Raw genomic sequence first — 11,169 nt, forward strand, 5'->3', positions numbered from 1 at the left:
CGCGCTCAGCTGATCTTCAGCACCAGCTTGCCGGTGTTGGCGCCGTCGAACAGCAGGTTGAGGGTGCGGCCGAACGCCTCGACACCCCCGGTCTCGACCTGTTCGCGGGTCACGATCTCCCCGGCGCGGATCCACTCCGACATCGCCTCCATGCCCTCGGGGAACCGGTCGAGGTAGTCGAACACGATGAACCCCGTCATCGACGCACGGTTGACCAGCAGCGACAGGTACCGCGACGGCCCGGGCTGCGGGTCGGTGGCGTTGTATCCGGAGATCGCGCCGCACAGCGCGACCCGGGCGTTCTTGCGGAGCCGGGCCAGTGCGGCGTCGAGGATCTCGCCGCCGACATTGTCGAAGTAGATGTCGATGCCGTCCGGTGCGGCGGCGCGCAGCGCCTTGCCGACCGATTCGGACTTGTAGTCGATCGCCGCGTCGAAGCCCAGTTCCTCGGTCAGCCACGCGCACTTCTCGGGGCCGCCGGCGACGCCGATCACCGTGGCGCCCTTCAGCTTGGCGATCTGCCCGGCGATGCTCCCGACCGCGCCCGCCGCGCCCGAGATGAGCACGGTGTCGCCCTTCTCCAGCCTGCCGACGTCGGTGAGACCGAAATAGGCGGTCATGCCGGGGAATCCGAGCGCGCCCAGCCACGTCGGCGCCGGGGCGAGCGACTCGTCGACGGCGAGAGCGCCGCGGCCGTCGGAGAGCGCGTACTCCTGCACGCCGAACTGCCCGGACACGAGTTGCCCCTCGGGGAACTTCGCGTTCTTCGACGCCACCACCCGGCCGACGGCGTGGGTGCGCATCACCTCGCCGATCGCCACCGGCGGCACGTACGACTTCACGTCGTCGAGCCACCCGCGCATCGCCGGGTCGAGGGACACGTAGTCCACCTTGACGGTGAATTCGCCGTCCGAGGGTTCGGGTATCGGTTCCGACGTGATCTCCCACGTGGAGTCGTCGGGACGGCCGACCGGACGCTTCGCCAGTCGGACCTGCCTGTTCACGGTTGTCACGGTGTTCACCTTTCGGGTACTTCTGCGGTCAGTGCGTCGTTTCTCAGTGCGGTTCTGTCGATCGATCGTTTGAGGATCTTTCCGGTCGACCCCTTCGGGAGGGCATCGACGATCGCGACGATTCGGGGAATCTTGTATGCGGACAGCCGTTCCCGCGCCCAGCCGGTCAGCTGGGCGCCGTCCAGCCCCGAACCGGGGACGGTGGCCACGACCGCGGCCACCTCCTCGCCGTAGTGATCGTCGGGGACGCCCACGACGGCGGCCTCGAGGATGTCGGGGTGCGTGTACAGGACCTCTTCGATTTCACTCGGGTACACGTTGTAGCCGCCCCGGATGATGAGATCCTTCACCCGGTCGACGATGCGCAGATCCCCGTCCGCGTCGATCTCGCCCAGGTCCCCGGTGCGCAGCCAGCCGTCCGGGTCCAGGACCGCGGCGGTGTCGGACGGCCGGTTCCAGTACCCCTTCATCACCGTCACCCCCTTCACGAACACCTCGCCGACGGTCCCGGCAGGGCAGACGAGCCCGTCGTGGTCCCGCACCTCGACCGCCAGCCGGGGCACCGCGCGACCCGTGTAGCCGATCTTCCCGCCGCGGTCGATGTCGTTGAACGTGCCGAACGCGGTGGTCTCGGTGAGCCCGTAACCCTCGAGGATGGTGCACCCGAAACGGGACTCGAATTCGCGGGCCACCTCGCCCGGAAGCGACGCGCCCCCGGAGATGGCGATGCGGAGTTGCGTGAAGTCCTGCGGGTCGGCGCCGTCCGCGGCGTGCAGCATCGCGTTCCACATCGTCGGCACGCCGGCCATGATCGTGAGACGGTCGCGTCGGAGCAGGGCGAGCATCGCGGCCGGATCGAACCGGGCCAGCAGTGTCAGCGACCCGCCGCCGGTGAACGTCGCCATCATGACCGACGCCTGGCCGAACACATGGAACAGCGGAAGTCCGGTGCCCGTCCGATCGTCGCTCGAACCGCGACTGCATTCCGCGCCGATCTCGCCGCCGGACAGCAGGTTCCCCACCGTCAGCTCCGCGCCCTTCGGCCGCCCGGTGGTACCGGACGTGTAGAGGATGGCGGCGGTGTCGTCGCGGTCCCGCCGGGCGACGGGAACCGGCTCGGTGTCCGGAGACGCGCTGTCGGGGGTGAGCGCCCAGACGGGGACGTCCAGTGCGGCGGCCGCATCGGCGATCGCCGGCCCGAGTTCGTGCCACACGATGGCGAGTGCGGCGCCGGCATCGGCGAGGACGTACTCGCTCTCGGGCCGGGTCGACATCGTGTTCACCGGCACCACGACGCACCCCGCCGCCTGAATGCCGAGGTACGCGACCACGAACTCGGGCACCGAGGGTGCGGCCAGCAGGATTCGGTCTCCGGGGGACAGTCCCGCCTCCACGATCGCTCCCGCGTACCGGGTGCTCGCGGCCCGCAACTGTCCGTAGGTCAGGGTGCTGTCCGCACCCCGCAGCGCGATGTTGCCGGGAGTGGCGTCGGCGTGGCGGGACACCGGGTCGAGCACATTCGCCTGTGAGTACTTATTAACCGCGGGCGGTTCACAAGTGCTCACGGCTGCTAGCCGGCCTCGACGACGCGGGCGACGGACTCGGACACGACCACTGGTTTGTCGGAGCCCTCGCGCTCGACGACCTGGGACATGGTCACCTGGATGCCGCCCCCGACCTGTTCTGCCGATTGGATGGTGGCGCGCATCCGGATGCGCGAACCCACCGGCACCGGCGCAGGGAAGCGGACCTTGTTGTAGCCGTAGTTCAGGCTGTGCGCGAAGCCGTCGAAGCGCAGCAGGGTCGCCGACAGGGCCGGTCCGAGGGACAGGCTGTAGAGGCCGTGCGCGATGGTGCCGCCGAGTGGGCTGGCGGCGGCGCGCTCGGGATCGATGTGGATCCACTGGTGGTCGCCGGTGGCGTCCGCGAAGGCGTTGACGCGTTCCTGGGTGACGTCGTGCCAGTCGGTGGGGCCCAGCTCCTTGCCGATCAGCGCCGTGAGCTCGTCGAAGCTCGCGGGGCGAATGGGCAGTGCGGTGGTGTCGGTCATCTGTCTCCCTCGATTCCGGGTGGTGCAGGGCCTGGATGTGTCACGTTGGCTGTATCGGAAGTCGTGTGTTGTCGACCCCAGACACTTGAACTTGACGACGGATTCAACTATACAAAAGAGAGACGCGAGTCACAACGCACCGCGAAGGAGAGGACACCTCGTGAAGGTTGCACAGAAAGTCGCCATCGTGACCGGCGGTGGAGGCGGAATCGGCGGGGCGATCGCGGACCGTCTGGCCGAACAGGACGCCAAGGTGCTGGTCGCCGATCTCGACTCGGACGCAGCCGCCGCGGTGGCGGACGGAATCAACGCCCGCCACCCGGGATCCGCGGTCGCCGAAGGTGGCGACGTCGCGGACGCCGATCAGATCCGGCGCATCATCGACCGCGCGGAGACCGAGTTCGGACCGGTCGATCTGTACTTCGCCAACGCCGGCATCGCGGGAGCGCCCGGCCTCGACGCCGGCGACGCCGACTGGGACCTCGCGTTCGACGTCAACGTCCGCGCCCACATCCGCGCGGCCCGGCAACTCGTGCCGAAGTGGATCGAGCGCGGCGAGGGCTACTTCGTGTCGACGGCCTCCGCGGCCGGGCTCCTCACGCAGATCGGTTCGGCCACCTACGCGGTCACCAAGCATGCGGCCGTCTCGTTCGCCGAATGGCTGTCGGTCACATACGGGGACGACGGGGTCCGCGTCAGCTGCCTCTGCCCGATGGGAGTCGAGACGAAGTTGATGCGCTCCGGCGAGAACTCGGGTGATCCCCTCGGCGTCGCTGCCACGAAGGCCGTCGTCTCGGCGGGAGAGGTGCTGCAGCCCGAACAGGTCGCCGATATCGTGCTCGACGCCGTGGACCGGGAGACGTTCCTGATCCTGCCCCACGAGAGCGTCCTCACCATGTACCGGCAGAAGGGGTCCGACTACGACCGCTGGCTGCGCGGGATGCGCCGCTACCAGTGTTCGCTGCTGGAGCACGCGTGACCGGCGAGCCCGCAGACCCGGTCCTCGTCGAGGGCACCCAGAGCCACCTCGACAAGCACACACCCATGTTTCTCTCACAATCCGTCAGGAGTTCCCATGTCCCTGTTTGACATTTCCGAACGCGCCCAGCAGTTGCAGGTCGATCTGCTCGAGTTCATGGATTCGCACGTGTATCCGGCGGAGGCGGTGTATGAGGAGCAGATGCGCGAGTCGGGGGATCCGCATTTCCAGCCACCGGTTCTGGAGGAGCTCAAGGCGGAGGCGCGGCGCCGGGGGTTGTGGAATCTGTTCCATCCGCACCCGGGCACGGGTGCCGGATTGACCAACCTCGAGTACGCCCCGTTGGCGGAGATCATGGGGCGCAGCCATATTGCGTCGGAGGCGTGCAATTGCAACGCGCCGGACACGGGCAACATGGAGGTGCTGGAGCTGTTCGGCACGGCCGAGCACAAGGAGAAGTATCTGAAGCCGCTTCTCGACGGGACGATGGCGTCGGCGTTCGCGATGACCGAGCCCGCGGTGGCGAGCTCGGACGCCACGAACGTGGAGTTGTCGATGGTGCGTGACGGCGACGAGTACGTGCTGAACGGCCGCAAGTGGTTCGCGTCGAACGCGTTGCACCGCAACTGCAAGGTGCTGATCGTGATGGGCAAGACGGATCCGTCGGCGGCGCCGCACCGGCAGCAGTCGATGATGGTGGTGCCGATCGATGCGCCCGGTGTGACGGTGATGCGGGGACTGCCGGTGTTCGGGTACCAGGACCGTGAGGGGCACGCGGAGATCGATTTCGCCGATGTGCGGGTGCCGGTGGCGGACGTGCTGAAGGGCGAGGGTGAGGGCTTCGCGATTTCCCAGGCCCGGCTGGGTCCGGGCCGGATCCACCACTGCATGCGGGCGATCGGGATGGCGGAGCGGGCACTCGAATTGATGTGCCGGCGGGCGTCGTCGCGGGTGACGTTCGGGAAACCGGTCAGCGAGAACGCGAACATCCAGGATTGGATCGCGGAGGCGCGCATCGACATCGAGATGATCCGCCTGCTGACGCTGAAGGCGGCGTATCTGATGGACACGGTGGGGAACAAGGAGGCGCGGACGGAGATCGCGGCGATCAAGGTGGCGGCCCCGAACATCGCGCTGAAGATCGTGGACCGGGCCATTCAGGTGCACGGCGGTGCGGGCGTGACCGACGACTTCCCCCTCGCCATGGCCTGGGCGCACCTGCGCACCCTGCGCCTGGCCGACGGTCCCGACGAGGTCCACAAGCGCGCGATCGCGCGGCAGGAACTGCGGCAGTACCGCGACGCCGTCCATGCTTCCACCAACGGTCACAAGGTTGCGGTGAGCTGACATGGCCGGACTCGACCTCACCGGACGCACCGCGATCGTCACCGGCGCCTCGCGGGGCATCGGCCTGGCCGTCGCCCGGGCCCTCGCGGCGGCCGGCGCCAACGTGGTGCTCACGTCACGTTCCCAGGAATCGGCCGACGCCGCCGCGGCGCAGGTCGGGGGCACCGCGATCGGCGTCGCCGCGCACGCCGTCGACGAGGAGGCCGCGCGGCGCTGCGTCGACACCACCGTCGAACGCTTCGGCAGCCTGGACATCCTGGTCAACAACGCGGGCACCAACCCTGCGTTCGGGCCGGTCATCGACCAGGACCACACACGGTTCGCGAAGACCTTCGATGTGAACCTGTGGGCGCCGGTGCTGTGGACCGGCCTCGCCACGAAGGCGTGGATGGGCGAGCACGGCGGCGCCGTGGTGAACACCGCGTCCATCGGCGGCATGGCGTTCGAGGCGAACATCGGCCTGTACAACGCGTCGAAGGCCGCGCTGATCCACCTCACCAAGCAACTGGCACTGGAACTCTCACCGAAGGTGCGGGTGAACGCCGTCGCCCCCGGTGTGGTGCGGACCAAGCTGGCCGAGGCGCTGTGGAAGGACCACGAGCAGGCCGTGTCGGCGTCCACGGCGCTGGGGCGGATCGGCGAACCCGAGGACATCGCGTCCGCGGTCGCGTTCCTCGTCTCCGATGCCGCGAGCTGGATCACCGGCGAAACCATGGCGATCGACGGCGGGCAACTGCTCGGCGACGCGATCCCGTTCCGGCAGGGGGCCCGGCTCGGTGTCTAGCGTGGACGTCGTCGGCATCGACCCCGAGGCCGTGAGCCGCTGGATCGGCACGCTCGGCATCGACACTGCCGGACCGCTGACCTTCGACCGGATCGGCCTCGGCCAGTCGAACCTCACCTACCTGGTCCAGGACCGGGCGGGTGGCAGATGGGTGCTCCGGCGCCCACCCCTCGGGCACCTGCTCGCGTCGGCCCACGACGTCGCCCGCGAGGCGCGGATCCTCTCCGCCCTCGAGGACACCGCGGTACCCACCCCGCGGGTGTTCGGGCTCACCGACGACCCGGAGGTGACCGAGGTACCGCTGCTGCTGATGGAGTTCGTCGACGGACAGGTCGTCGATCGGATGTCGATCGCGGAGTCCCTGACCCCGGAACGTCGCCGGGCGATCGGTCTGTCGCTGCCCCGGACGCTGGCGAAGATCCATGCGGTGGACCTCGAGACCACCGGGTTGACCGACCTGGCCAGCCACAAGCCCTACGCGCAGCGTCAGCTCGAGCGGTGGTCGGGTCAGTGGGAGAAGTCGAAGACCCGCGAACTGCCCGCCCTCGACGACCTGACCGGACGGCTCACCGCCTCGGTGCCGGAACAGCGGGAACTGACCCTCGTGCACGGCGACTTCCACCTGCGCAACGTCATCACCTCCCACGAGACCGGGGCGGTGACCGCCGCCCTGGACTGGGAGTTGTGCACGCTCGGCGACCCGCTCGCCGACGTCGGCAGCCTGCTCGCGTACTGGCCGGAGCCGGGCGAGACCACCGGCGGCGACTTCCCGGCGTCCACCCTCGACGGTTTCCCGGACCGGGTGGAGATCGCCGGGGTGTACCTCGACGAGACCGGACGCGACCCGAAGGCCCTGGCGTTCTGGCACGTCCTCGGCCTGTGGAAGGTGGCGGTCATCGCGGAGGGCGTCATGCGCCGTGCGCGGGACGAACCGCAGAACAAGGCGGCCGCGGGTACCCCGACCGTCGAGCGCATCGACGACCTCGTGGCCAAGGCGTGCGACGTCGCCGCCCGGGCCGGAATCTGACCGAAGGACTGAGGACGATGACCACTGACGAACAGGCGATCGCACGCGATCTGAGCGGTCGCATCGCGACCCTCCTGGAACAGAACGACCTGTCGGATCCGGCCCGGTTCCTCGGGGCCCGATTCGACGCCGGCCTCGCGTGGGTCCACTTTCCGCCCGGGCGCGGCGGTCTGGGCCTGCCGCAGAGCTTCCAGGCGCAGGTCGACGCCGAACTCGAGGCCGCAGGGGCGCCCGGCCCGGCGAAGAGCCGCAACGGGATCGGGCTGGGCATGGCCGCGCCGACCATCGCCGCGTTCGGCACCGACGAACAGCGGCAGAAGTACCTTCGGCCGATCTTCACTAGCGAACACATCTACTGCCAGTTGTTCAGCGAACCGGGGGCGGGGTCCGACCTCGCCGCCGTCGCGACGCGAGCAGTCCGTGAGGGTGACGGCTGGACGGTCAACGGGCAGAAGGTGTGGACGTCGGGGGCGCAGAACGCGCACATGGCCATCCTCGTGGCCCGCACGGATCCGTCGGTGCCCAAGCACGCCGGGCTGACCTACTTCCTGTGCGACATGAGCGATCCCGGAATCGACGTCCGGCCGCTGCGGCAGATCACCGGCGAGGCCGAGTTCAACGAAGTGTTCCTCACCGACGTCCACATTCCCGATTCCGATCGGCTCGGCGGCGAGGGACAGGGCTGGAAGGTGGCCACCGCGACCCTCAACAACGAGCGGGTCGCGATCGGCGGTTCCGCGGCCGCCCGCGAGAGCGGCATGATCGGACCGGTCGCCCGTGCCTGGCGGGAACAACCGGAACTCCGCGATCCCGCGATGCACGACGAACTGCTCCGGCTGTGGGTCGAAGCGGAAGTCGCCCGGCTGACCGGCGAACGGCTGCGGCAGCAACTCGAGGCCGGGCAGCCCGGCCCCGAGGGATCCGGCCTGAAGCTGGCCTTCGCCCGGCTCGCGCAGACCATCTCGGGTTTCGACATCGAACTCCACGGCGAAGCCGGGCTGCGCTACGACGACTGGACCATGCGCCGCCCGGACAAGGTCGACTTCACCGGCCGCGAACCCGGATACCGGTACCTGCGCGCGAAAGGCAACTCGATCGAGGGCGGCACGTCCGAGATCCTCCGCAACGTCATCGCGGAACGCGTCCTCGGCCTCCCGCCGGAGCACCGCGTCGACAAGGACATCGCCTGGAAGGACCTGCCCCGATGAACACCGCAGACCTGCTGTACTCCGACACGGAAGACGCCCTGCGCGACAGCGTCCGCCGGCTGCTCGCCGACCGCTGCCCGCCCGAACTGGTCGTCGGCGCGTACGACGGGACACCCGCCGACTTCTCCGGCGTGTGGAAATCCCTCGCCGTCGAACTCGGCCTCGCCGGCCTGCTCGTCCCCGAGGAACTGGGCGGCGTCGGGGCGAGCGCACGTGAGGCCGCGGTCGTCATGGAGGAGATCGGGCGCGCCGTCGCACCCGTCCCGTACCTTTCCAGCGCCGTACTCGCGACGGTCGCGTTGTTGAAGGCGGGCGACACCGAAACACTCGGCGCACTGGCCGACGGGACCACCACCGGTGCGCTCATGGTCGGGCTCGCGACCGCCCCCGGGCGGTTCACCCCGGCCGTGCGCCGGGACGGCGACTCCCTCACCGGGACCGTGACCGGTGTCGCGGGCGCCACCGAGGCCGACATCTTGGTCGTGCCGGTCGAGGGTCCGGGCGGGCTCGAACTGCACACCGTGCCCGTGGGCACCGCCGGGGTCACCGTCACCCCCGTGCTCGCGCTCGACATGACCCGGCCGTTGTCCGACGTCGCGTTCGACGCCGCAGCGTCCACCCGCATCGACCATGGCAACGCCGCGGGCGCGGTCCGGGAGGCCCTCGTTGTCGGCGCCGCACTGCTCGCCTCCGAGCAACTCGGGCTCGCGCAGTGGTGCTTCCAGACGACGCTGGCGTACGTCAAGGAGCGGACCCAGTTCGGGCGGGCCGTCGGGTCGTTCCAGGCGATCAAGCACCGCCTCGCCGACCTGTGGCTCGAAGTGACGTCCGCGGCCGCCGCTGCCCGCTACGCCGCCGACACCGCCGCTCGGGGCGACGCCGACGCCGAGGTCGCGGCCGCCGTCGCGCAGGCGTACTGCAGCGGGGTCGCCGTCCACGCCGCGGAGGAGTGCGTCCAGCTGCACGGCGGGATCGGCATGACCTGGGAATACCCCGCCCACCCGTACCTGAAGAGGGCGAAGAGCGACCAGCTGGCGTTCGGCACCGCCTACCGGCACCGCGCGCACCTTGCCGGCCTGATCGACCTGCCCGCGTAACCCGGGCCCCACCACCGACAGTCAGGAAGCAAATCCATGAAGGCATGGCGTGTCCACGAACTCGGCGAGCCGCGCACCGCGCTGCACCTCGAGGAGGTCCCGGACCCCACGGCAGGCCCCGGGCAGGTGCTGGTCCGGGTCCTCGCCGCACCGGCGAACTTCCCCGACGTGCTGCTGTGCCGCGGCGAATACCAGATCAAGCCGCCGCTGCCGTTCACACCCGGAGTCGAGCTGTGCGGTGAGGTGGTCGCGGTCGGTGACGGCGTCACCCGCTTCGGCGTGGGCGACCGGGTGATCGGCAACCCGAACCTGCCCGGCGGCGGATTCGCGGAGATGGCCGTGATGGACGAGGCCAATACGTTCGCGGCCCCGCCCGGGCTCGACGACGCCGAGGCGTCGGCGCTGAGCATCGGCTACCAGACGAGTTGGTTCGCGCTGCACCGGCGGACGCAACTGAAGCCGGGGGAGACGCTGCTCGTCCATGCTGCCGCGGGCGGGGTGGGCAGCGCCGCGGTGCAACTGGGGAAGGCGGCAGGAGCGAAGGTCGTCGGCGTCGTCGGTGGCGCCGACAAGGCCGACTACTGCCGGCGGCTGGGCGCGGATCTGGTGATCGACCGGCGCACCGAAGACTTCGTGCCGCTGGTCAAGGAATTCACCGGCGGACGCGGAGCGGACGTCGTCTACGACCCGGTCGGCGGCGACGCCTACGCGAAGTCCACCAAGTGCATCGCGTTCGAGGGCCGGATCCTGATCATCGGGTTCGCCGGCGGCACCATCCCGACGCCCGGCCTCAACCACGCCCTGATCAAGAACTACTCCATCATCGGACTGCACTGGGGCCTGTACAAGCAGTACAACCAGCAGGCGATCGCCGACTGCCACGAGGAACTGACCCGCCTCGCGGAGTCCGGGGCGATCACGCCGCTCATCAGCGAGCGGCTCTCGCTCGCGGACGTGGCCGACGGTATCGGCCGGCTCGGCGACGGCAGCACCGTCGGCCGCCTCGTCTTCCAACCCTGAAGGGAACGCACATGGATGCAGGTTCGCTGTTCGACGTAGCGGGCAAGACTGTGGTGGTCACCGGAGGTTCGCGGGGTATCGGCCGGATGATCGCGCAGGGATTCGTCCAGGCCGGGGCGACCGTCGTGATTTCCGCCCGCAAGGCGGAGGCGTGCGAGAAGGCCGCGGCCGAACTGTCCGCCCTCGGCCCGGGCACGTGTCACGCCCACCCCGCCGACCTGTCCACCGAGGAGGGGATCGCGGGCCTGGTCGCGCGGGTCGCAGACATCTCGCCCCGGCTCGACGTGCTCGTGAACAACGCCGGCGCGACGTGGGGTGCACCGATCGACGAGTTCCCCGCCGCCGGATTCGACAAGATCTTCGACATCAATGTCAAGGGCGTGTTCATGCTGACCCAGGCGCTGCTGCCGAGTCTGCGGGCCGCGGCGACGGACACCGACCCCGCTCGGGTGATCAACGTCGGATCGATCGACGGACTCGTGGTGTCGGGCACCGACAACTTCTCGTACGGCGCCAGCAAGGCCGCGGTCCACATGCTCACCCGCAAGCTCGCCGCGACGCTGGCCGCCGAACGGATCACCGTCAATGCCATTGCGCCCGGACCGTTTCCGAGCAAGATGATGGCGTTCATCCTGGAAGATCCC

Annotated in this window: 11 protein-coding genes; 8 read left to right on the plus strand and 3 right to left on the minus strand. The window is 69.5% G+C overall.

What is annotated here, in order from left to right:
- Nucleotides 1-5: 5 nt before the first annotated feature.
- From MLGJGCBP_RS09865 to MLGJGCBP_RS09875, 3 genes are read right to left on the minus strand one after another with little or no spacing between them, the layout of a single operon-like run.
- The gene (locus MLGJGCBP_RS09865; RefSeq protein WP_087558353.1) at nt 6-1,013 is read right to left on the minus strand and encodes an NADP-dependent oxidoreductase; all 1,008 of its coding nucleotides are present in this window, start codon (nt 1,011-1,013) and stop codon (nt 6-8) included.
- Between the two features lie 5 nt (nt 1,014-1,018).
- On the minus strand, nt 1,019-2,578 hold the full coding sequence (locus MLGJGCBP_RS09870) for an AMP-binding protein (protein ID WP_087558303.1): 1,560 nt from the start codon (nt 2,576-2,578) through the stop codon (nt 1,019-1,021).
- Between the two features lie 5 nt (nt 2,579-2,583).
- Entirely contained in the window at nt 2,584-3,063 is a 480-nt protein-coding gene (locus MLGJGCBP_RS09875) for a MaoC family dehydratase (RefSeq protein ID WP_160095165.1), read from the minus strand.
- Nucleotides 3,064-3,223: 160 nt separating this feature from the next.
- Between MLGJGCBP_RS09875 and MLGJGCBP_RS09880 the strand changes: the two genes are divergently transcribed.
- The 8 genes from MLGJGCBP_RS09880 to MLGJGCBP_RS09920 all read left to right on the plus strand — a co-directional run.
- Entirely contained in the window at nt 3,224-4,042 is an 819-nt protein-coding gene (locus MLGJGCBP_RS09880; RefSeq protein WP_160095167.1) for an SDR family oxidoreductase, read from the plus strand.
- Nucleotides 4,043-4,138: 96 nt separating this feature from the next.
- A complete protein-coding gene (locus MLGJGCBP_RS09890) occupies nt 4,139-5,389 on the plus strand; it encodes an acyl-CoA dehydrogenase family protein (RefSeq protein WP_160095169.1) in 1,251 nt (416 codons plus the stop codon).
- Nucleotide 5,390: 1 nt separating this feature from the next.
- A complete protein-coding gene (locus MLGJGCBP_RS09895; protein ID WP_087558307.1) occupies nt 5,391-6,173 on the plus strand; it encodes an SDR family oxidoreductase in 783 nt (260 codons plus the stop codon).
- Nucleotides 6,166-7,200, plus strand: a complete 1,035-nt coding sequence (locus MLGJGCBP_RS09900; RefSeq protein WP_160095171.1) for a phosphotransferase family protein — start codon at nt 6,166-6,168, stop codon at nt 7,198-7,200. The genes MLGJGCBP_RS09895 and MLGJGCBP_RS09900 overlap by 8 nt, the downstream gene beginning before the upstream one ends.
- 17 nt (nt 7,201-7,217) lie before the next feature.
- Entirely contained in the window at nt 7,218-8,408 is a 1,191-nt protein-coding gene (locus tag MLGJGCBP_RS09905; protein ID WP_087558309.1) for an acyl-CoA dehydrogenase family protein, read from the plus strand.
- Nucleotides 8,405-9,505, plus strand: coding sequence for an acyl-CoA dehydrogenase family protein (locus MLGJGCBP_RS09910; RefSeq protein ID WP_160095173.1), 1,101 nt, complete (start codon nt 8,405-8,407; stop codon nt 9,503-9,505). The genes MLGJGCBP_RS09905 and MLGJGCBP_RS09910 overlap by 4 nt, the downstream gene beginning before the upstream one ends.
- Nucleotides 9,506-9,541: 36 nt before the next feature.
- Nucleotides 9,542-10,525 carry an NADPH:quinone oxidoreductase family protein gene (locus MLGJGCBP_RS09915; RefSeq protein ID WP_160095175.1) on the plus strand — a complete coding sequence of 328 codons (984 nt, stop codon included), beginning with the start codon at nt 9,542-9,544 and terminating at the stop codon, nt 10,523-10,525.
- A gap of 11 nt (nt 10,526-10,536) precedes the next feature.
- The coding region (locus MLGJGCBP_RS09920; protein ID WP_160095177.1) for an SDR family NAD(P)-dependent oxidoreductase at nt 10,537-11,169 on the plus strand (633 nt) is incomplete at its 3' end.

This window comes from Rhodococcus sp. T7 (genome assembly GCF_009872365.1).
Classification (GTDB): domain Bacteria; phylum Actinomycetota; class Actinomycetes; order Mycobacteriales; family Mycobacteriaceae; genus Rhodococcus_F.